The organism is Streptomyces sp. 3-6 (assembly GCF_056323165.1).
Genome location: NZ_JBWHZP010000001.1, coordinates 793,644 through 815,216 on the forward strand (window position 1 = coordinate 793,644; position 21,573 = coordinate 815,216).

Sequence of the window (21,573 nt, forward strand, 5' to 3'; positions counted from 1 at the left end):
CGCGCGGGCGCGCGGGGCGGGGGCCGTCGGGCGACGACGGCGTGGGTGCCTCGGGGTCGGGGTCGGCGTCGGGGGCTCGGTGTCGGGTGCGACGGCACGGGGGAGGTCGGCGTGCGCGACACGGAGCGTCACGAGGGCGGCGAGGGTGCGGGGCGCGCCAGGACGGCGAGGGGCGCGGGGCGCACGAGGACGGGGGCGCGGGCCGCGCGAGGGCGATGAGGGGGCGATGAGGGGGCGCGGGGCGCAGGAGGACGGCGAGGGGGTGCGGGGCGCCGTGTGCCCCGCACCCCCCGGGGCGTGCGGTGTCCGCGGGGCGGCCGGGCCGCCGGGCGGTCAGCCCGTCGTGCCGCCGACCCGCTCCTGGTCGCTGGGGTTCACGTCCCGCAGCAGGCAGGTCAGGCGGGCCGTACACACCCGCTTGTCCGCCTCGTCGGTGATCACGATCTCGTAGGTCGCCGTGCTCCGGCCGCGGTGCACCGGCGTCGCCACACCCGTCACCAGGCCCGAGCGCACCCCGCGGTGGTGCGTGCAGTTGAGGTCCACGCCCACCGCGATCTTGGAGACCCCGCCGTGCAGCATGGACCCCACCGACCCCAGCGTCTCCGCCAGGACCGCCGAGGCCCCGCCGTGCAGCAGCCCGTACGGCTGGGTGTTGCCCTCCACCGGCATCGTCCCCACGACCCGCTCGGCCGACGCCTCGACGATCTGCACGCCCATCCGGTTGCCCAGGTGACCCGCCGAGAAGAGCGCCTGCAGGTCCACGCCGAGGGCGGCGTACTCGTCGATGACCTCGCTCGGGAACGTCACGTTCTGCTGCTCACCCATGGGCCGGGCTCCGTTCGTCGTCGTCAACTGCGGCCACCGCACGGCACGCCGGGCACCGGGTCGGGCCGCACCGCACCGCTTGGTCGCTGAGCAAACGCTCAGTCGGTCGCCGATTGTTCCAGACGGACCACCACGGACTTGCTGGCCGGGGTGTTGCTGGTGTCCGCGGTGGCGTCCAGCGGCACCAGGACGTTCGTCTCCGGGTAGTACGCGGCGGCGCAGCCCCGGGCCGTCGGGTAGTGCACGACGCGGAAGCCGGGCGCCCTGCGCTCCACCCCGTCCTTCCACTCCCCGACCAGGTCGACGTACGAGCCGTCCGCGTGCCCGAGCCGGCGCGCGTCCTCCGGGTTGACCAGCACCACGCGCCGGCCGTTGCGGATGCCCCGGTAGCGGTCGTCCAGGCCGTAGATGGTGGTGTTGTACTGATCGTGCGAGCGCAGCGTCTGCAGCAGCAGCCGCCCCTCGGGCACCTTCGGGTACTCCACCGGCGCGGCCGTGAAGTTGGCCTTGCCGGTGGCCGTCGGGAAGCGGCGCTCGTCACGCGGCGCGTGCGGGAGCGCGAAACCGCCCGGGCGGGCGACGCGCGCGTTGAAGTCCTCGAAGCCGGGGACCACGCGGGCGATGCGGTCGCGGATCGTCGCGTAGTCCTTCTCGAACTCCTCCCACGGCACCACACTGTCCGCGCCGAGCACCCGGCGGGCCAGCCGGCACACGATGGCCGGCTCCGACAGCAGCCGCGGGCCGGCCGGTTCCAGCCGCCCGCGCGAGGCGTGCACCATGCCCATGGAGTCCTCGACGGTCACGAACTGCTCGCCGCCGTCCTGGACGTCGCGCTCCGTGCGGCCGAGGGTCGGCAGGATCAGCGCCCGCGCGCCGGTGACGGTGTGCGAGCGGTTCAGCTTCGTCGACACGTGCACCGTCAGCCGGGCCCGGCGCATCGCGGCCTCGGTGACGTCCGTGTCGGGGGAGGCGGAGACGAAGTTGCCGCCCATGGCGAAGAACACCTTGGCCCGTCCGTCGCGCAGGGCGCGGATCGCCCGGACGACGTCGTAGCCGTGCTCGCGGGGCGGCGCGAAGCCGAACTCCCTCTCCAGGGCGTCCAGGAAGGCCGGCGCGGGCCGCTCGAAGATGCCCATCGTGCGGTCGCCCTGCACGTTGGAGTGGCCGCGCACCGGGCACACGCCCGCGCCCGGACGGCCGATGTTGCCGCGCAGCAGCAGGAAGTTGACGATCTCCCGGATCATCGGCACCGAGTGCTTGTGCTGGGTCAGGCCCATCGCCCAGCACACGATGATCCGCTCCGACTCCAGCACCATCCGCAGACACCGCTCGATGTCCTCACGGGTGAGCCCGGTCGCCGTCAGCGCCTCGTCCCAGTCGGCGGCGCGCGCGGCCTCGGCGAACTCCTCGAACCCGTGCGTGTGCTCCCGCACGAACTCCTCGTCCACCGCGCCGGGCGTCTGCAGGATCAGCTGGTTCAGGACCCGGAAGAGAGCCTGGTCGCCGCCGAGCCGGATCTGCAGGAACAGGTCGTTCAGGGCCGTGCCGGCGGTGAGGCCCTTGGCGGTCTGCGGGTTCTTGAACCGCTCCAGTCCGGCCTCGGGCAGCGGGTTGACGCTGATGATCCGCGCGCCGTTCGCCTTGGCCTTCTCCAGGGCGGAGAGCATGCGCGGGTGGTTGGTGCCCGGGTTCTGGCCGGCCACGATGATCAGATCGGCCCGGTACAGGTCCTCCAGCAGCACGCTGCCCTTGCCGACGCCGATCGTCTCGGACAGGGCCGAGCCGGACGACTCGTGGCACAGGTTGGAACAGTCGGGCAGGTTGTTGGTGCCGAGTTCGCGGGCGAACAGCTGGTAGAGGAAGGCCGCCTCGTTGCTGGTGCGGCCGGAGGTGTAGAAGACGGCCTCGTCGGGGGAGGACAGGGCGTCGATCTCCTCGGCGACGATGTCGAAGGCACGCTCCCAGGTGACCGGCTCGTAGTGGTCACCGCCCTCGGGCAGGTACATGGGGTGGGTCAGCCGCCCCTGCTGGCCCAGCCAGTAGCCGCTGCGCCCGGCCAGGTCGGACACCGGGTGCGCGGCGAAGAACTCCGGGGTGACCCGGCGCAGCGTGGCCTCCTCGGCCACCGCCTTCGCGCCGTTCTCGCAGAACTCGGCCCGGTGCGGGTGCTTCGGATCGGGCCAGGCGCAGCCCGGGCAGTCGAAGCCGTCCTGCTGGTTGACGCTGAGCAGCGTCAGGGCGGTGCGCCGCACGCCCATCTGCTGGTGCGCCATGCGCAGCGTGTGCCCGATCGCGGGGAGCCCGGCCGCCGCTTGCTCGGGCTCGCCGACCTGCGGCGCGTCCTGAACCGGATCGCCCGTGGGCGGTTTCGTGGCCATCGCGCACTCCCCTTCGCGTACACGTGAGACGTCCCACTGTCGATCCTCGCACGTCGCGGACGGGAGCAGCGGAGGCTGTGGACGGGCGGGCCCCGGGGCGGCGTGGGCTGTGGACGGTCGGGCGCCGGGGCGGCGTGGGCTGTGGACGGTCGGGCGCCGGGGCGGCGGGCGGGGCTCCCGGGGGAGGCGCAGGACGCCGGCAGGACGCTGGGAGGTCCGTCGCGGGCCGGTTCGGGGGGTGGGGACGTGCGGGGGAGGGGTGAGGCGGGGACGCCCGGGTGTGACGCGGGCCGGTGCGGTGCGTTCTGTGGGGGACGCGGGCGGGTGGCGACCGGTGGGCGGGCCGGCCGTGGGCCGGTGGGGCGGCCCGAGGGGAGGCGGTGGTCCCTGGCCGGATCCGGTGGTCGGCCGCGGAGTGGGTGCGGAGCGGGTACGGCGACCGTGGTGACGGGGGCCGGGGCCCGTGGCGGGGCGGGGAGGGCCCGGCTGTCGGTGGGGCGTGGCAGGATCGGGGGCGTGGCAGAGACAGCATCGAAGAAGACCGACCAGACCTCCGGCGCCGACCGTCCCCGGCTGATGCTCATGGACGGGCATTCGCTGGCCTACCGCGCGTTCTTCGCGCTGCCCGCGGAGAACTTCACCACCGCGACCGGCCAGCCGACGAACGCGATCTACGGCTTCGCCTCGATGCTGGCCAACACCCTGCGTGACGAGGCGCCCACGCACTTCGCGGTGGCCTTCGACGTCTCCCGCAAGACCTGGCGCTCCGAGGAGTTCACCGAGTACAAGGCGAACCGCTCCAAGACCCCCGACGAGTTCCGGGGCCAGGTCGAGCTGATCGGCGAGCTGCTCGACGCGATGCACGCCCAGCGTTTCGCCGTCGAGGGCTACGAGGCCGACGACGTCATCGCCACGCTCGCCACCCAGGCCGAGGCCGAGGGCTTCGAGGTCCTGATCGTCACCGGCGACCGGGACTCCTTCCAGCTGGTGTCCGAGCACACCACGGTGCTGTACCCCACCAAGGGCGTCTCCGAGCTGACCCGGTTCACCCCGGAGAAGGTCGTCGAGAAGTACGGGCTGACGCCCGCCCAGTACCCGGACTTCGCCGCGCTGCGCGGCGACCCCTCCGACAACCTGCCCGGCATCCCCGGGGTCGGGGAGAAGACGGCCGCGAAGTGGATCAACCAGTTCGGTTCCTTCGCGCAGCTCGTCGAGCGGGTCGACGAGGTCAAGGGCAAGGCCGGGCAGAACCTGCGCGACCACCTGGAGGCGGTCAAGCTCAACCGCCGCCTGACCGAGCTGGAGCGGCAGGTCGAGCTGCCCAAGGGCGTCGCCGACCTGGCGCGGATCCCGTACGACCGCAAGGCCGTCGCGATGCTCCTGGACACCCTGGAGATCCGCAACCCCTCGCTGCGCGAGCGCCTGTTCGCCGTCGACCCGGGCGCCGAGGAGGCCGAGGCCACCCCGGTCGTCGCGGAGGGCGTGGAGCTGGACGGCAGCGTGCTGGGCGTCGGCGAGCTGGCCGGCTGGCTCACCGAGCACGGCACCGCGCCGCTCGGCGTCGCCACCGTCGACACTTGGGCGCTGGGCACCGGCTCCGTCGCGGAGGTCGCGCTGGCCTCGGCCGACGGACCGGCCGCCTGGTTCGACCCGGCCGAGCTGGACGAGGGCGACGAGCGCGCCTTCGCCGCCTGGCTGGCCGACGCGGACCGGCCCAAGGTGTTCCACAACGCCAAGGGCGCCATGCGGGTCTTCGCCGAGCACGGCTGGACCATCGAGGGCGTCACCATGGACACCGCGCTCGCCGCCTACCTGGTCAAGCCCGGCCGCCGCTCCTTCGACCTGGACGCGCTGTCCCTGGAGTACCTCCACCGCGAGCTGGCCCCGGCCGCGGCGGCCGACGGCCAGCTGGCGTTCGGCGCCGACGACGCCGCCGAGGCCGAGGCGCTCATGGTGCAGGCCCGCGCGGTGGTGGACCTCGGCGAGGCGTTCCGCACCCGCCTGGACGAGGTGGGCGCGGCCGACCTGCTCCGGGACATGGAACTGCCCACGTCGGCCCTGCTCGCCCGGATGGAACGGCACGGCATCGCCGCCGACCGCGCCCACCTGGAGGCCATGGAGCAGATGTTCGCGGGCGCCGTGCAGCAGGCCGTGAAGGAGGCGCACGCGGCGGCCGGGCACGAGTTCAACCTGGGCTCGCCCAAGCAGCTCCAGGAAGTCCTCTTCGGCGAACTGGCCCTGCCCAAGACCAAGAGGACCAAGACCGGCTACACCACCGACGCCGACGCCCTCGCCTGGCTCGCCACCCAGACGGACAACGAGCTGCCGGTGATCATGCTCCGCCACCGTGAGCAGGCCAAGCTGCGGGTGACGGTCGAGGGGCTGATCAAGACGATCGCCGCCGACGGCCGCATCCACACCACCTTCAACCAGACCGTCGCCGCCACCGGCCGGCTCTCGTCCACCGACCCGAACCTGCAGAACATCCCCGTCCGCACCGACGAAGGGCGCGCCATCCGCCGCGGCTTCGTCGTCGGCGAGGGGTACGAGTCGCTGATGACGGCCGACTACAGCCAGATCGAACTGCGCGTGATGGCCCACCTCTCCGAGGACGCGGGCCTGATCGAGGCGTTCACCTCCGGCGAGGACCTGCACACCACCGCCGCCGCACAGGTCTTCTCCGTCGAGCCGGCCGCGGTCGACGCGGAGATGCGCCGCAAGATCAAGGCCATGTCCTACGGCCTGGCGTACGGCCTGTCGGCCTTCGGCCTCTCCCAGCAGCTGAACATCGAGGCGGCCGAGGCCCGCGCCCTGATGGACGCCTACTTCGAGCGCTTCGGCGGGGTCCGCGACTATCTGCGCCGGGTGGTCGACGAGGCCCGGGCCACCGGCTACACGGCGACGCTCTTCGGCCGCCGCCGCTACCTGCCCGACCTCAACAGCGACAACCGCCAGCGGCGGGAGGCCGCCGAGCGCATGGCGCTCAACGCCCCCATCCAGGGGACGGCCGCGGACATCGTCAAGATCGCCATGCTGAACCTGGACCGCGCCCTGCGCGAGGACCGCCTCACGTCCCGCATGCTGCTCCAGGTCCACGACGAGATCGTCCTGGAGATCGCGCCGGGGGAGCGGGACCGGGTCGAGGAACTGGTCCGCCGCGAGATGGGCGCCGCGGTCCAGCTCCGGGTCCCCCTGGGCGTCTCCGTCGGCGCCGGCCCGGACTGGGAGTCGGCGGCCCACTGACCGCGGGCGTGCGAGCCCCCGCCGTCCGGGGCCGGGACGGGGCCACGCCGGGTGGGGACGGGGTCGTCGGGGCCGGGACGGGGGCACGTCGGGGCCGCGTCCCTGTCGCGGACCGGGACGAGGCTGCGGGCCTGCTGATCCGGGCCGGCCCGCACTCGCCTGTTGCCATGCGCCCGGTACGCCCGGTACGCCCGGTGCGGCGGTTCGGTGCGCCGGGCGACGGGGCCGGGCATCCGCATCCGGCCTCCGGCATCCGCCGGACGTCGCGTGGCCTCCGGCATCCGCCGGACGTCGCGCTCGGCCCGGCCGTGGCCGCGCCCGTGTCGTCCCCCGGCGTCGGATCCAGGTCGCCTGCGGCCCAGGCGGCGGACACCACCCGCGGGCGGCCCGCTCCCGGCCCGGCGGGTCGCCCGTCCTGCTGCCGCGGGTGGTGCGCGTGCCGTGGTGAGGTGCCTGTCCCGCTTCCGTGGGCGGTCGGTGTGGCTGTCGTGAGTCGCCTGTGGCCCGTCCTGCTGCCTGCCGCGGGCGGTCCGTGCAGCTGCGGTGAGCCGCGCGTTCCCGCTGCTGTCGCGGACGGCCCTCTCCCGCCCCGGCAGGTCGCCCGTCCCGCTCCTGCCGTACACGCCGCCCGTTCCCCCGCAAGGGCCCCGTACGGGGTGTCACTCGCGTGGCCCCCGCGGAACGGCCCGGCACGGACGCTGCGGCCAGGATGCGGGGCATGGGTATACGCATGCTTCACCGCACAGCGGGACCCCCGCCCCGGGCCGGCGCCGACGGCCCCGGACCCGAGGCGCGACCGGCGGTCCCCGTGTTCGCGTCCTCCGCGAGTACCGCACGCATCCCCGTCACCCTCGCCACCGCGCTGCGGCGCGCCTCCACCGGCCTCGGCCGGCGCATCTCCCGGGCCGCCGCGCCGGTCACCGCCGTACTGCCCGAGCGGCCGCTTCCGTGGCGGCTGTGGGCCGAGGTGGCCCGCGGCTACCTCACCCTCGCCCTGACCCTGCTGCCCCGGCCCCGTCCCGTCCGCACCATCACCGTGTTCGTCGCCGCGGCCGACCCCGTCAGCGTGCGGCGGTACGGCTCGGGGGCTCCGTACCGAGGGTTCCAGGGGCCCGGACGGCCGGAGCCGGGCGGCGCCACACCCTGACCGCCACCGCGAACAGCGGCAGGGCCACGGCCAGACCCGCGCCCGTCCCGAAGCACACCGTCGGAACGATCTCCCAGGGCTTCGCGGACGGCCCCCAGTGGGCCCACCACCGTGCCGCCCGGTGCACCGCCCCCACCAGTACGCAGCCGCCGATCAGACCGGCGGCGGCCCACCGGTCGGGGGCGGACAGCAGTGGCACTCCGGCCGCCCCGCCGCCGGACGGCGTGCGGCGCAGGGCCCGCAGCACGAACCAGACGATCACCACCGCGGCCACGGCCGAACCCCCGTACTGGAGGTACCAGTACACCGGCGACCCCGCGATCTCCTCGCCGAGCACCGGGAAGACCCGCATCCCCCACCGGTCGAGATGCGTGAACGCGTCCCACACCACGTGCGTCAGCGCGCCCAGCACGGCCGACAGGTACCACTGCGCCGCCGTCGACGGCCGCACCGCCGTGCGCGGCGCCCCGCACCGCAGCAGGGTGGCCGGCCGGTCCTGCCGGGACCTCGGCAGCAGGCCCACCAGCGGTTCGCGGACCAGCAGCCACAGCCCCACCAGGGCCCAGGCGAGGAGCACGTCGACGGTGAACACCCCCGCGAACGAGTGCGTCACGTCCCCGAACTCCATGGCCCCGGACACCGCGCTCGCCGCGTAGTAGGTCAGATCGGGCGCGAAGGTGCCCGCGACGAGCACCGACGGCACCAGCGGGCCGCGACCCCGTCCGTCCGCCCGGAGAGCGGGCAGGACCGCCGCCGCGTGGCTCAGCGTGAACGGCAACTCGGCTCCTCGGGTGGGTCCTTGACCGGCGGGGAGCCGGGCCGGTGATCGTCCGTGCCGGCGCGACTCAGTATGCGGTACGGCCCGGACGCCGGTCCGCCGCCGGTGAACATGGTGAAGCGGTGAATGTCGGTCGGGAACGGGTGTCCGGTCCAAGGAAGTTGCCGTAGGGTCGCGAACGTCGCCGTGCCGGAGCGGGGCGGGCGGGTGTGGACGGCGAACGACCGGGGCACCTCCCCTCCCGTCACGCAACCGGTGGGGCGGGCCGGCCGTCCCTCACCGGACGGGCACGAGACACGGGTCGACGGACGCCCCGGCGTCCAGGGGAGGGGTTCACTGTATGGCGGCGCATTTCGGCAGGAGGCTGCGCAAGGGAGCGACCACCACGGCCGTGGCCGCGGTCGCGGTGGCGGCTCTGTCCGCGTCCCAGGCGCCGGGGGTGACGGTCGACCAGCACGGCCGGCAGGCCACCTCGGACGCCGTGCCCACCCCCGACGCCGCCGACGGAGCCGACAGCGCGACCGGCAACTCGCCCTACTACACGGACCTGCCGCCGCTCAACAGCCCCAACCCGTCCCCCTCCGCGGGCGGCGACGGCCCGAGCGCGGGCGGCGGTGAGGCCGGGATCCCGGCGACCGTCCTCGGCGCCTACAAGAAGGCCGAGGCGGCGCTGCGCGAGAAGAAGCCCGGCTGCAACCTGCCCTGGCAACTGCTCGCCGCCATCGGCAAGGTGGAGTCCGGACAGGCCCGCGGAGGCAAGGTCACCGCCGACGGCACCACGCTCTCCCCGATCCTCGGCCCCCAACTCGACGGCAACGGCTTCGCCCTCATCAGGGACACCGACAGCGGTGCCTACGACGGCAACAGCACCTACGACCAGGCCGTCGGCCCCATGCAGTTCATCCCCTCCACCTGGGCGTGGGCGGGCCGGGACGGCAACGGCGACGGCGTCGAGGACCCCAACAACATCTACGACGCCGCGCTGGCGGCCGGCCACTACCTGTGCCGCTTCGGCTGGGACCTGTCCGACAGCAAGGACCTCAAGCGGGCGATCCTCAGCTACAACCGGTCGACGGACTACCTGAACACCGTCCTGTCGTGGCTGGAGTTCTACCGCAAGGGCACCCACGAGATCCCCGACGGCACCGGCCCCCTGCCCGAGGGCCGCAGCGACGACCGCACCCCGCGCCCCGGCTCCCGCACGCCCGGCACCGCGGCGCCCGGCACCACCTCCCCGAAGCCGCCCCGGACCGAACGGCCCTCCGACGGCCGGCCGAGCCCCGGACCGGGCAAGCCCGGTGGAGGCGCCACCGAGCCGCCCACCCGGCCCTCCCCGCCGCCCACGACCGGGGAGCCCACCACCCCGCCCACCACTCCGCCCGGCACCCCGCAGACGCCCACCGACACGGTGCACCGCCTCAAGGACGCCGGCACCCCCGAACTCACCGCCCGGGCGGGCGACGCGTTCGCCCAGCGGGTCAGCGCCCGTGCGGAGACCGAGGCGGGGAAGCCCGTGGCCAAGGTGCGGATCAGGTTCACCGTGACCGGTGACACCGACGCCACGTTCCACGGCGGGGAGAAGGTCGCCACCGTCGTCACCGACGGCTCCGGTGTCGCCGTGGCACCCCGGCTGAAGGCAGGCGAGAAGGCCGGATCGTTCACGGTCCGCGCCACGGTCGTCGGCCGTTCCGTCCCGGCCCTCGCGTTCCGGGCCACCGTCACCGAACGCACCGCCGACCGGCTCGTCCGCGTCGGCGACGAGGCCCTGACCTGTACACCGGGCGGCGCGTTCGAGCACCGGGTCACGGTGAAGGCCACTCACGACGGCTCCGCCGCCGACCGGGTCGCCGCCACCGCCACGCTCGTCACCTCGGCCGACGCACCCGACGAGAACGACCGGGGACCGTACTTCAAGGGCGCCGACGACCAGCCGGTGCGCACCCTCACCGGCCTGGAGACCGGCCCCGACGGCCTCCTGGAGCTGCCGCCCCTGTTCGCGGACGACACCACCGGCACCTTCCTGCTCCGCATCACCACCGCGGGCGGTGCCACGCTCACCGTCGAACTGACCGTGGCGCAGGACGCGGACGGCGAGGAGGAGACGGAGGCGTCACCGGCGCCCTCCGAGCCCGCGGACGACTGAGCCCGGGCCACACCCCGGCGCGAACGCGAGCAGGGCGCCCCTGGGAGTCGTCCAGGGGCGCCCTGCTCGTGTGGGTGTGTGTGTGAAGTCCTGCGCCCGGCGCGTCAGTTGGCGGGGGCCACGACGACAACCTGGCGGGTCGTCCATGGCCGTGCGTCCGGTGCCGGCTCATCGGCCACCGCTCGTGCGTCCGGCTCCGGTCCCGTCGGACACCGCTCGGCCGCCCGGGCACCGTTCCGTACGGCCACCGCCCCGCGCGCCGGCCAGTGCCGCCGACCAGGGCTCCGGCCCCCTGGCCGCCGTCCGGATCGCCGTCCTGGCCGTGTTCACCGCCGGAGCCGGGCGTTGGTGTGCCGGGTCGGCTCCGCCGTGGCGGGGTCCTCCGGCCACGGGTGCTTCGGATACCGGCCCCGCAGCTCCGCCCGCACGCCCCGGTAGCCGTCCTGCCAGAAGGAGGCCAGGTCGGCGGTGACGGCGGCCGGACGCCCGGCCGGGGACAGCAGGTGCACCAGCAGGGGAACCCCGGCCACCCGGGGCGTCTCGCGCAGCCCGAACATCTCCTGCAGCTTCACGGCGAGCACCGGCCGGCCGGGGTCGGCGTAGTCGACGCGGATCGCGGACCCGCTCGGCACGGTGATCCGCTCGGGGGCCAGCTCGTCCAGCCGGGCGGCCTCCCCGGACGCCCACGGCAGCAGCCGGCCGAGCGCCTGTCCCGCGTCGATCCGCGCCAGGTCGGCCCGCCGCCGGGCCCGCCCCAGCTCCGGCTCCAGCCACTCGTCCGCCCGCGCGATCAGCGCCTCTTCGGCCACGTCGGGCCAGGGCTCACCGCACTGCCGACGCAGGAAGGCCAGCCGCTGCCGCAGCGTCACCGCCCCCGGCGGCCACCGCAGCAGCGCCGTCCCCTCCCGCCGCAGTCCGTCCAGCAGCGCGGCCCGGACCAGCCCGGGGTCCGCGTCCCGCAGCGGGCGCACCGACAGCTCGACCGCTCCCAGCCGCTCGACCCGCCGGGCGACGACATCCCCGTGGGCCCAGCGGACCTCCTCGGCCGACTCCGCGAACGCGCCCGCCGCGTACCGTGCCACGGCCTCGTCGACGGCCGCGCCCAGCCGCACGCGCGCGTGCCCGCGGCCCGCCGGCCGGTCGGCCACCGCGACCGCGATCCAGGGAGCGCCGCGCAGCGCGCTGCCGTCCCCCGCCTCGGCACGCGTCCCGGACACCATCAGATACGAACCGCCGTCCGCCCGGGCGACCCGTTCCGGGAAGGCCAGCGCGGCCACGAGCCCGGCGTGGGCGTCCGGCCCCGTCAACAGCCCCGCACCGGGGTCCCGCCCGTCGCCCCGGACCGCGGGCGCGTCCCCGCCGGGCACCTCGCCCACCTCCCCGGCGGACGACCGCAGCCGCCGCACCTCGGCCCGCCAGCGCGCCGCGTAGCCGTCGCCGTCGCGCCGGGCGGTCCGCAGGGCGGCGGCCAGGTCGTCGCCGTACTCGCGCGGCGCCTCCTCGCTCAGCAGGGCCACCACCTCGGCGGCCGGCTCGGCGCCCACCACGGGTGCCGCGTCCAGCAGGGCACGCCCCAGCCGCGGGTGCAGCCCCAGCCGGGAGAGCCGCGCACCGCGCCCGGTGGCGCGCCCGTCGGGACCGACCGCGCCGATCGCCGTCAGCACGCTCCGGGCGGCCGCCATGGCCCCGGCGGGCGGCGGGTCGAGCAGCGCCAGCCCGGTGGCGTCCGGATCACCCCAGCAGGCCGCCTGCAGGGCGAACGCCGTCAGGTCGGCCACCGCGATCTCGGGCGAGGGGAACCGGGGCAGCCGGGCGTCCTCCGCCTCCGCCCAACAGCGGTAGACCGTGCCGGGCGCCTCCCGGCCGGCCCGCCCGGCACGCTGCCGCCCGGCCGCCCGAGAGGCCCGGACGGTGGTCAGCGCGCTCAGCCCGCGTGCGTGGTCCACCCGCGGCTCGCGCGCGAGGCCCGAGTCCACCACGACCCGCACGCCCGGAACCGTCAGCGACGACTCCGCCACCGAGGTCGCCAGCACCACCCGGCGCCGCTGCCCGGGGGCGAGCACCGCGTCCTGCACGGCCGCGGGAGCCCTCCCGTGCACCTGGAGCACCTCCGCGCCCCCGGCGTCCCCCAGCAGCCCCGCCACGCGGACGATCTCGCCCACCCCGGGCAGGAACACCAGCACGTCCCCGTCCCGCTCGGCCAGCGCCCGCCGCACCACCGACACCACATGGGCGAGGAACGCCGGGTCCACCCGCATGCCGTGCGGGGGCCGCACCGGCCGCGCGGGCGGCGCCCACACCACGTCCACCCCGAACGCCGTGCCGGCCGCCTCGACCACCGGCGCGTCGCCCAGCAGCCGGGCCCAGCCCTGGGCGTCGGTCGTCGCCGACGCGGCCACCAGCCGCAGCTCCGGCCGCAAGGTCTCGCGCACGTCCCACAGGAACGCGGCGGCCGTGTCCGCGTCCAGGTGCCGCTCGTGGCACTCGTCGAGCACCACCACGTCCACCCCGGACAGCTCCTGGTCGCGTTGCAACCGCTGGAGGAGCACCCCGGTGGTCACCACCTCCACGCGCGTGTCCGGCCCGACGGCCCGCGCGCCCCGGACCGTGAAACCGACGGATCCGCCCACCCGCTCGCCCAGCAGCCACGCCATGCGGCGGGCCGCCGCCCGCGCGGCGATCCGGCGCGGCTCGGCCACCAGGACCCGCCGCGCGGGTCCGTCACCCACCAGCCCGGCCAGCTCCAGCGGCACCAGCGTCGTCTTGCCGGTGCCGGGCGGCGCCACCAGCACCGCGGTGCCCCGGCCGTCCAGCGCGTCCCTCAGCGCGGGCAGCGCGGACCGGACCGGGAGGGCGGCCAGGGCGTCGTGACGGATCACGCGCGCTGTCCCTGCCCGCCCTGTCCCTGCCCGGCCGGTCCCTGCCCGACCGGCCCCCGCCCGATCGATCCCCGGCCGCTCGGCCCCGTCACCCACTGAGTCCGTCCCGTCCCCTGCTCGGTCCCGGCTCCCGTTCGGTACTGCCCCCGCCCGGTCCCATCCCTGCCCGGTCCCGGCTTCCGCTCAGTCCCGTGCGCACACGAAGATCGCCGTGCCCGGGATCAGGTTCCCGCGCAGTGGCGACCAGCCGCCCCACTCGGAGGTGTTCCAGGCGGGCCACTCCGGCTCCACCAGGTCCACCAGCCGGAAACCGGAGCCGACGACGTCCCGCACCCGGTCGCCCAGCGTGCGGTGGTGCTCCACGTAGACGGCCTGACCGCGCTCGTCCTGCTCCACATAAGGCGTGCGGTCGAAGTAGGACCCGGACACGCTCAGGCCCTCCGGGCCGGGCTCGTCCGGGAAGGCCCAGCGGATCGGGTGCGTGACCGAGAAGACCAGCCGCCCGCCGGGACGCAGCACCCGGTGCACCTCCCGGAGCACCAGCCGCGGGTCGGCGACGAAGGGCAGCGCCCCGTACGCCGAGCAGGCCAGGTCGAACGAGCCGTCCGGGAACGGCAGCGCGGACGCGTCGGCGCACACCAGGGGGAACGCCCCGCCGATGCGCAGCGCGTGCTGCAACTGCCGGTGCGAGATGTCCAGCGCCACCGGGCGGGCCCCCTGCGCGGCCAGCCAGCGCGAGCACTGGGCCGCTCCCGCGCCCAGCTCCAGCACGTCGCGGCCCTTGAGGTCCTCGGGCGGGCCGAGCAGTTCGGCCTCCACCTCGTCCAGTCCCTCGGGTCCCCACACGAAGCGGTCGTCGCCGAGGAACGTCCCGTGTTCGACCTGGTACTCGTCGGCGTTGCGGTCCCACCAGCCCCGATTGGCTCGGGCGCTCTCGGTGACGCCGGCCTCCCGCCGGGTCGCCTCCGGTTCGGGCGCTTCGGGCTCTTGGATGATCGGCTCCCTCGTCGTACTCTTCCGTCCAGCCGGACCCCGGCCGGCCGCCGGACGCGTCACCGGATCCCGCGTGGTCCGGTAGCCGTGTCTGACGTGCGTCTTCCGCCGTGCGGGCGAATTGTGCCGGTTATGCGGCGATCCGCCCCGGGTGGGCGGCTTCGTGCATTGACCCTGCCCGGCTGCCCCCGTATGCTACAAGTTGCGCTGCGAGCCTGCGTGCCTCAGACGTAGCAGGCTGCGCTCGCGTCTGTTGTATGTCCCCTCGGTTCTCGAGGCGTCATCACCAGTTTGCTGGTGGGGCGCTTCCTTGGCTGTCCGGCTTCTACAGAGCGAAACGGGCTCCGGCGTAGCAGTACCTACGACTTCAATGTCCGTACCGGAGCCCTTTCCCACATGACGAGCAGCACCGAGACCACCGCCACCACCCCGCAGGTAGCGGTCAACGACATCGGTAACGAGGAAGCATTCCTCGCAGCGATCGACGAGACGATCAAGTACTTCAACGACGGCGACATCGTCGACGGCGTCATCGTGAAGGTCGACCGGGACGAGGTCCTGCTCGACATCGGTTACAAGACCGAAGGTGTCATCCCGAGCCGCGAGCTCTCGATCAAGCACGACGTCGACCCGAACGAGGTCGTCGCCGTCGGCGACGAGATCGAGGCCCTGGTCCTCCAGAAGGAGGACAAGGAAGGCCGCCTGATCCTCTCGAAGAAGCGCGCGCAGTACGAGCGTGCCTGGGGCACCATCGAGAAGATCAAGGAAGAGGACGGCATCGTCACCGGTACCGTCATCGAGGTCGTCAAGGGTGGTCTCATCCTCGACATCGGCCTCCGCGGCTTCCTCCCGGCCTCCCTGGTCGAGATGCGCCGTGTCCGCGACCTCCAGCCCTACGTGGGCAAGGAGCTCGAGGCGAAGATCATCGAGCTGGACAAGAACCGCAACAACGTGGTCCTGTCCCGCCGTGCCTGGCTGGAGCAGACCCAGTCCGAGGTCCGCCAGACGTTCCTCACCACCCTCCAGAAGGGTCAGGTGCGTTCCGGCGTCGTCTCCTCGATCGTCAACTTCGGTGCCTTCGTGGACCTGGGTGGCGTCGACGGTCTGGTCCACGTCTCCGAGCTGTCCTGGAAGCACATCGACCACCCCTCCGAGGTCGTCGAGGTCGGCCAGGAGGTCACGGTCGAGGTCCTGGACGTCGACATGGACCGCGAGCGCGTCTCCCTGTCGCTGAAGGCGACCCAGGAAGACCCGTGGCAGCAGTTCGCCCGCACCCACCAGATCGGCCAGGTCGTGCCCGGCAAGGTCACGAAGCTGGTTCCGTTCGGTGCGTTCGTCCGCGTGGACGAGGGCATCGAGGGCCTGGTCCACATCTCCGAGCTGGCCGAGCGCCACGTGGAGATCCCGGAGCAGGTCGTCCAGGTCAACGACGAGATCTTCGTCAAGGTCATCGACATCGACCTCGAGCGTCGTCGCATCAGCCTCTCGCTGAAGCAGGCCAACGAGTCCTTCGGTGCCGACCCGTCGGCGGTCGAGTTCGACCCGACCCTGTACGGCATGGCCGCGTCCTACGACGACCAGGGCAACTACATCTACCCCGAGGGCTTCGACCCCGAGACCAACGACTGGCTCGAGGGCTACGAGAAGCAGCGCGAGGAGTGGGAGCGCCAGTACGCCGAGGCGCAGAGCCGCTTCGAGCAGCACCAGGCGCAGGTCATCAAGTCCCGCGAGGCGGACGAGAAGGCTGCCGCCGAGGGCACCGAGACCGCTGCTCCGGTCGCGTCCGGTGGCGGTTCGTACTCCTCCGAGGGCCCGGACAACTCCGGCGCGCTGGCCTCGGACGAGGCGCTGGCCGCGCTGCGCGAGAAGCTGGCCGGCGGCCAGAGCTGACCGCAGCCCACTGGGCAGGCCACTGAGGGCCGACCTCTGACCGAGGGCCCGCACCTTCCGGGGTGCGGGCCCTCGGTGCTGCCCGGAGCCGTCCGGTGCTGTCCCCGGGCTGCGGCATCGGTGCCGGCGCAGGAGGCGGTACGGCCGTGTGCCGAGCGGGGCGGAGTCGGTTTCGGGGACTGCGGCGTCGGTGCCGGCGTCGGGTGCGTACGGGCGCCGTGTGCCGAACCGCCCGGCCGCCTCTGCGGGCCGGGGCCCACCCGTCGGCTCGCACCACGCCGTGCCCCGTCGGCTCGCACCACGCCGGGCCTCGCCGGCTCCCACCACCCCGCGCCTCGCCGGCTCTCCCGGCGGCACCGGAGGAGCCGCCCCTCCTGGGAATGTCGGCGCCGCATGGCACGTTGTCCCGTACGGACACGAGGAGGAGCGGTCACTGTGCTTGATCCGCAGGGTTTGTACTCATGGGAGCCGAAGGGGCTGGCCGTCGTCGACATGGCGCTCGCCCAGGAGTCGGCCGGCCTGGTCATGCTCTACCACTTCGACGGCTACATCGACGCGGGGGAGACCGGCGACCAGATCGTCGACCGGATGCTCGGCTCACTGCCGCACCAGGTCGTCGCGCGCTTCGACCACGACCGGCTGATCGACTACCGCGCCCGCCGTCCGCTGCTGACCTTCACCCGCGACCGCTGGACCGAGTACGACGACCCCGCGCTGGAGGTCCGCCTCGTCCAGGACGCCACCGGAGCCCCCTTCCTGCTGCTCTCCGGGCCCGAGCCGGACGTGGAGTGGGAGCGGTTCGCCGCGGCCGTCCGCCAGATCGTCGAGCGGCTCGGCGTGCGCCTCGTCGTCAACTTCCACGGCATCCCGATGGGCGTCCCGCACACCCGACCGGTCGGGCTCACCCCGCACGGCAACCGCACCGACCTCGTCCCGGGCCACACCGGCCCCTTCGACGAGGCCCAGGTGCCCGGCAGCGCCGAGGGGCTCGTCGAGTACCGGCTGATGCAGGCGGTACACGACGTCCTGGGCGTCGCCGCCCACGTCCCCCACTACATCGCCCGCTCCCCGTACCCGGACGCGGCCCTCACCGTCCTGGAGGCCGTCACCGCCGCCACCGGCCTGGTCCTGCCCGGCATCGCCCACACGCTGCGCACCGCCGCCCAGCGCACCCAGACCGAGATCGACCGGCAGGTCCAGGAGGGCGACGACGAACTCACCGCCCTCATCCAGGGCCTGGAGCACCAGTACGACGCCGCCGCCGGCGCCGAGACCCGGGGCAACATGCTCGCCGAGCCGGTCGACATCCCGTCGGCGGACGAGATCGGCCGGGAGTTCGAACGGTTCCTCGCCGAACGGGAGGGCGAGGGCTGATCGGCTACGCTGCCCTTCGCCCGGTCGGCTGCTCACCGGGTCCCGGAGTCCCCGCCCCGGCGGGGCAGGCAGAGGTGGAGGCGCGGTCGTGCTGTCCGTGGGTCTGACCGGCGGCATCGGCGCCGGCAAGAGTGAGGTGTCGCGGCTGCTCGCCGAGCGCGGTGCCGTGGTGATCGACGCGGACCGCATCGCGCGGGAGGTCGTCGAACCCGGAACGCCCGGTCTGGCGGCGGTCGTGGAGGCGTTCGGCGAGGACGTGCTCGCCGCGGACGGCAGCCTGGACCGGCCCCGGCTCGGCTCGATCGTCTTCTCCGACCCCGAGAAGCTCGCGACGCTCAACTCCATCGTCCACCCGTTGGTGGGCGCCCGCTCCGAGGAACTGTCCGAGGCCGCGCCCGAGGACGCGGTGGTCGTGCACGACGTGCCGCTGCTCACGGAGAACGGCCTCGCCCCTCTCTACGATCTCGTGATCGTCGTGGAGGCGAGCCCGCGGACCCAGCTCGACCGGCTCGTCCGGCTGCGCGGCATGACCGAGGAGGACGCCCGCGCGCGGATGGCCGCCCAGGCCAGCCGCGAGCAGCGCCGGGCCGTCGCGGACGTCGTCATCGACAACGACGTGCCGCTCGACGAGCTGAAGCAGCAGGTGGACGCCGTCTGGGCCGACCTCGCCCGCCGGGCGAAGGAGTCGTCCCCGCAGGCGGGGGCCGAGTAGCCCGCCCCCGCCGGCCGGGGTCGGGCAGGCGGACCGTGCCCGCTCGGCCGGTCGGGCCACGTGGAACGACGCCGGCTGCCCGGCGACCCGTGCCCTGCGGGGGTGTTCGCCCGGTCACCGGCCGGGACGACGGGGGACAGCGCGGGCGGCGGGACGCGGGGGCAGCGGTCAGGCGGGCGCGAGGCCGTCGGGGTGCGCGCTCGGCGGGCGCGAGGCAGGCCGTCGGGGGCGCGCTCGGCCCGGTGGGGGGCGTGCGCTCGGCGGGCGGGAGGTGGGCCACGAGGCGTGCGCCGGCTCGGTGGGGGCGTGTGCTCGGCCGACGGGAGTGCGGGCGGGAATAGCGGGCCGGGCCGGATGCGTTGAAGGACGTTTACGGTGCGACCAGGGAAGGACGCCGCAGTGCCCGAGACCAGCGGTTCGACCGGACGTACGCCGGAGACGCACGTCATCGACTTCCGTGCCGCCGAGCAGTTGCTCGCCGCCCGGGACCCGCGAGGTGCGGTGAAGCTGCTGGACGGCGTCATCGACATGCATCCGGAGAACACCGCGGCCCGTCTGCTGCGGGCGCGGGCCTTCTTCGCGGCGGCCCAGCTGCGCTCCGCCGAGCTGGAGTTCTCCCTCGTCCTGGAGCGCGAGCCGGACAACGCCTTCGCCCACTTCGCCCTGGCCCGCACCTACGAACGGCAGGGCCGCGCCCACCCGGCCAGGCGCCACTTCCGCCTGGCGGCCGCCCTGGACCCCAATCCGGAGTACCTCCAGGCCGCGCGCTTCGACGCGTAGGCGCCCACGGGTCCGCGCCTGCGGGTCCGCACCTGCCGACGGTGCTCCGGCCTGCCCGGACCGCGTCACGGCGGATCACTGCCCGGACCGCGTCACGGCGGGTCTTTGGGCGGCGCGTACGGAGGCACGTCGCGGCCCGGCTGATAGTGCGGGCCGCGACGGATGTGGCGAACCACGATGATCAGATCGACCGTCATGACGAGCCACAGCAGCCCGCAGGCCAGGGCCCAGCCCGGGCGGTCCGTGAGCGCGAAGGCGGCGGTGCCGAAGACCGTCCAGGCCACGCCCCACACACTCAGCCAGAACCGCAGCCGCAGGGCACTGCGCGCGGTCACCGGTTCACTGCCGGTACGCATCACGATCACCGTCCCGTCCTGACCCCGAGCTGCGCGGGTCCCCGGACCGGGAGCCCGTTCCCTTCACTGTCTCACTCCGCTCGCTCTCACTCGGTCGAGTGAATCCGTTCGGTTCCGGAACGGACGTGCGGATCCTGCCCGTTGGAACGGACATGGAGACAATCATGTGTGAGGGACGAGCAAGGACGGGGCTCATGTGTGCGGGACGAGCGAGGGCGGGGCTCATGCGCGAGAGGCACGCGAGGACGGGGCTCATGTGTGCGGGACGAGCGAGGGCGGGGCTCATGCGCGAGAGGCACGCGAGGGCGGGGCCGGGGGTGATCACACCGGGCGGCTGTGCGGTGGAGCGCCCAGCGCGACTGCCCGCGGTGGGCGAGCCGCGCGTGATCGCTTCCGGGGTGCCGCCGGGGTGCCGCCGGGGGGCGGTTGCGGGGAGTGGGGCGGCGCGGGGCGCGTGACCGAGGGGGCAGGGGCATCGGCATTATCACCGAACAATTCCGCCCGGCGACCGATGAGTTCGCGGACGCGGACGGGTCCTACCTGTGACGGCGACACCAGCGAACACGCTCACCACAGGAGATCCGATGACCAGCACCGCACCCGCCACTGCCACCTCCACTTCCGCCTCCGCTGTGGGAACGGGGCCCGTCGCGGGCGCTTCCGTGCCTGGGCGGGGCCGGCTGGGCCGCGTCGCACTCCGTGTCGTGCAGGTGCTGCTTGCCCTGTTCTTCGCGGGCGCCAGCGCACTGCCCAAGCTGATCGCCCATTCCTCGGCTGCCGAGTCCTTCGAGACGATGGGCTGGGGAAGCGCGGGGATGTACACCATCGGGGCGCTGGAACTCGCCGGGGCGGTCGGCCTGCTGGTCCCGGTGCTGCAGTCGGCCGCGGCGACCGGGCTGAGCGCGCTGATGGTGGGCGCGTTCGTGGTCCAGGTCGCCGTCTTCGACGGCGCCTTCGCCGCGACGCCGCTCATCCTGATGGTGCCGCTCGTCCTGATCGCCTGGGCACGACGCGACCACAACGCCGACCTTCTGGGCCTCCTGCGCGGGAAGCGGGGCACGGTGGCGCAGGCATAGCCCGACAGGGCACGAGGCGAGGAGACAGGGCATGAGGAGAGGAGACAGGGCACCGGGCCGGTCCGGACGGTGCGGTGCCCGGACCGGCTCAACCGGTCCGGTCGGTCGCGCGCCACTCGGGCGTTGTCGGTCGCGCGCCGCCCGGGCGTCGAACGGTGCGTGACCGGCTGCCCGAACGGTGAAACGGTGCCCGACCGCAGGCGGGGCCCGGTGCCTCAGCGCTTGTTTCCGCGGGTCCGGGCCTTACCGCTTGCCTCCGCGGGTCCGGCGATCCCGGCCCCTGTCCCCGCCCCCGCGCCTACCGCCCCGCTCACGGGGACGGCCGGTCGGGGCGCCCGCATCACCGGAGCCATCGGGGTCGTGAAAGTCACCGAGCGGTTCGGGGCGGCTCGCTCCGCCGCTGCTTCCGACGGCACCGGAGCCGTCCGGCAGGGCGCCCCGTCCGACCATGCCGCCCATCCCCCCGAGCCCGCGCAGCCGCTCCAGTTCGCGCCGGTCGCGTTTCGTGGGCCGGCCCGCGCCACGGTCGCGGACACCGGCCGGAGCGACGGCCTCACGGGGCGGGGGCGGCGGCGAGTTGTCGACGTAGCACTGGGCGGCCACAGGGGCGCCGACCCGCTTGCGGATCAGCCGCTTCACGACGACGACCCGCTCGCGGCCCTCGTGCCGCAGCCGTACCTCGTCGCCGACGCGTACCGCGTGGGCGGGCTTCACCCGCTCGCCGTTCACGCGCACATGCCCCCCACGGCAGGCCGAGGCGCCGAGGGAACGCGTCTTGACCAGGCGCACGGACCAGATCCAGCTGTCGATCCGGACGCTGCCACCTTCCGGGGGCCCGGCCGCCGCGGCGGCCGCCACGGCAGCGGCGACCTTCGGGTCGGCGGTCGCGGTCGACTCCGGACCGGCCTGCGCGCCCCGAGCCGCCGGCGCGTCACCGGCTCCGCCCGTTCCCCGCGTCCGGTCGTCGTCCTCCGCACCCTCAGAAGCCATGCCTTCGAC

The 21,573-nt window shown here is 74.4% G+C and carries 15 protein-coding genes; 8 read left to right on the forward strand and 7 right to left on the reverse strand.

Annotated elements, in window-relative coordinates:
* Positions 1-333 precede the first annotated feature (333 nt).
* On the reverse strand, positions 334-825 hold the full coding sequence (locus tag AC02VZ_RS03285) for a PaaI family thioesterase (protein WP_476474456.1): 492 nt from the start codon (positions 823-825) through the stop codon (positions 334-336).
* 98 nt (positions 826-923) lie between these two features.
* Entirely contained in the window at positions 924-3,203 is a 2,280-nt protein-coding gene (locus AC02VZ_RS03290) for an FdhF/YdeP family oxidoreductase (RefSeq protein WP_432054025.1), read from the reverse strand.
* 516 nt (positions 3,204-3,719) lie between these two features.
* Here AC02VZ_RS03290 and polA point away from each other — a divergent pair.
* Both polA and AC02VZ_RS03300 read left to right on the forward strand, forming a co-directional pair.
* Positions 3,720-6,446, forward strand: coding sequence for a DNA polymerase I (polA, locus tag AC02VZ_RS03295; protein ID WP_476474457.1), 2,727 nt, complete (start codon positions 3,720-3,722; stop codon positions 6,444-6,446).
* A 718-nt stretch (positions 6,447-7,164) separates the two neighbouring features.
* Positions 7,165-7,593: a hypothetical protein gene (locus AC02VZ_RS03300; protein WP_476474458.1), complete on the forward strand. Its 429-nt coding sequence runs from the start codon at positions 7,165-7,167 to the stop codon at positions 7,591-7,593.
* Here AC02VZ_RS03300 and AC02VZ_RS03305 read toward each other — a convergent pair.
* Positions 7,508-8,371, reverse strand: coding sequence for a DUF4184 family protein (locus tag AC02VZ_RS03305; RefSeq protein WP_432054022.1), 864 nt, complete (start codon positions 8,369-8,371; stop codon positions 7,508-7,510). The two genes, AC02VZ_RS03300 and AC02VZ_RS03305, sit on opposite strands and share 86 nt — an antisense overlap.
* 340 nt (positions 8,372-8,711) lie before the next feature.
* On the opposite strand from AC02VZ_RS03305, the gene AC02VZ_RS03310 reads away from it, so the two are divergent.
* Complete coding sequence (locus AC02VZ_RS03310; protein ID WP_476474459.1) at positions 8,712-10,514, forward strand: lytic transglycosylase domain-containing protein; 1,803 nt, start codon at positions 8,712-8,714, stop codon at positions 10,512-10,514.
* Positions 10,515-10,840: 326 nt separating this feature from the next.
* Here the strand turns inward: AC02VZ_RS03310 and hrpB are convergent, their stop codons facing one another.
* Both hrpB and AC02VZ_RS03320 read right to left on the reverse strand, forming a co-directional pair.
* Positions 10,841-13,393, reverse strand: a complete 2,553-nt coding sequence (gene hrpB, locus AC02VZ_RS03315; RefSeq protein ID WP_476474460.1) for an ATP-dependent helicase HrpB — start codon at positions 13,391-13,393, stop codon at positions 10,841-10,843.
* A gap of 183 nt (positions 13,394-13,576) precedes the next feature.
* On the reverse strand, positions 13,577-14,449 hold the full coding sequence (locus AC02VZ_RS03320) for a class I SAM-dependent methyltransferase (RefSeq protein WP_476474461.1): 873 nt from the start codon (positions 14,447-14,449) through the stop codon (positions 13,577-13,579).
* 333 nt (positions 14,450-14,782) lie between these two features.
* On the opposite strand from AC02VZ_RS03320, the gene rpsA reads away from it, so the two are divergent.
* From rpsA to AC02VZ_RS03340, 4 genes are all read left to right on the forward strand, one after another.
* A complete protein-coding gene (gene rpsA, locus AC02VZ_RS03325) occupies positions 14,783-16,276 on the forward strand; it encodes a 30S ribosomal protein S1 (RefSeq protein WP_362088970.1) in 1,494 nt (497 codons plus the stop codon).
* A gap of 435 nt (positions 16,277-16,711) precedes the next feature.
* Positions 16,712-17,650, forward strand: coding sequence for a PAC2 family protein (locus tag AC02VZ_RS03330; protein WP_476474462.1), 939 nt, complete (start codon positions 16,712-16,714; stop codon positions 17,648-17,650).
* Between the two features lie 88 nt (positions 17,651-17,738).
* Positions 17,739-18,362 carry a dephospho-CoA kinase gene (coaE, locus tag AC02VZ_RS03335; protein WP_476474463.1) on the forward strand — a complete coding sequence of 208 codons (624 nt, stop codon included), beginning with the start codon at positions 17,739-17,741 and terminating at the stop codon, positions 18,360-18,362.
* A 399-nt stretch (positions 18,363-18,761) separates the two neighbouring features.
* Positions 18,762-19,142, forward strand: coding sequence for a tetratricopeptide repeat protein (locus AC02VZ_RS03340; protein ID WP_432054016.1), 381 nt, complete (start codon positions 18,762-18,764; stop codon positions 19,140-19,142).
* Positions 19,143-19,234: 92 nt separating this feature from the next.
* On the opposite strand, the gene AC02VZ_RS03345 is transcribed toward AC02VZ_RS03340, so the two are convergent.
* On the reverse strand, positions 19,235-19,498 hold the full coding sequence (locus AC02VZ_RS03345) for a DUF6343 family protein (RefSeq protein ID WP_432054015.1): 264 nt from the start codon (positions 19,496-19,498) through the stop codon (positions 19,235-19,237).
* A gap of 584 nt (positions 19,499-20,082) precedes the next feature.
* On the opposite strand from AC02VZ_RS03345, the gene AC02VZ_RS03350 reads away from it, so the two are divergent.
* The gene (locus AC02VZ_RS03350) at positions 20,083-20,574 is read left to right on the forward strand and encodes a DoxX family protein (RefSeq protein ID WP_476474464.1); all 492 of its coding nucleotides are present in this window, start codon (positions 20,083-20,085) and stop codon (positions 20,572-20,574) included.
* A 243-nt stretch (positions 20,575-20,817) separates the two neighbouring features.
* On the opposite strand, the gene AC02VZ_RS03355 is transcribed toward AC02VZ_RS03350, so the two are convergent.
* Positions 20,818-21,564, reverse strand: coding sequence for an RNA-binding S4 domain-containing protein (locus tag AC02VZ_RS03355; protein WP_476474465.1), 747 nt, complete (start codon positions 21,562-21,564; stop codon positions 20,818-20,820).
* Positions 21,565-21,573: the final 9 nt, after the last annotated feature.

Bases quoted from the DNA above. Each gene is read 5' to 3' on its own strand.
- AC02VZ_RS03285 (WP_476474456.1), bottom strand. From the start codon at position 825: ATGGGTGAGCAGCAGAACGTGACGTTCCCGAGCGAGGTCATCGACGAG.
- AC02VZ_RS03290 (WP_432054025.1), bottom strand. From the start codon at position 3,203: ATGGCCACGAAACCGCCCACGGGCGATCCGGTTCAGGACGCGCCGCAG.
- AC02VZ_RS03300 (WP_476474458.1), top strand. From the start codon at position 7,165: ATGGGTATACGCATGCTTCACCGCACAGCGGGACCCCCGCCCCGGGCC.
- AC02VZ_RS03310 (WP_476474459.1), top strand. From the start codon at position 8,712: ATGGCGGCGCATTTCGGCAGGAGGCTGCGCAAGGGAGCGACCACCACG.
- rpsA (WP_362088970.1), top strand. From the start codon at position 14,783: ATGACGAGCAGCACCGAGACCACCGCCACCACCCCGCAGGTAGCGGTC.
- AC02VZ_RS03345 (WP_432054015.1), bottom strand. From the start codon at position 19,498: ATGCGTACCGGCAGTGAACCGGTGACCGCGCGCAGTGCCCTGCGGCTG.
- AC02VZ_RS03350 (WP_476474464.1), top strand. From the start codon at position 20,083: ATGACCAGCACCGCACCCGCCACTGCCACCTCCACTTCCGCCTCCGCT.
- AC02VZ_RS03355 (WP_476474465.1), bottom strand. From the start codon at position 21,564: ATGGCTTCTGAGGGTGCGGAGGACGACGACCGGACGCGGGGAACGGGC.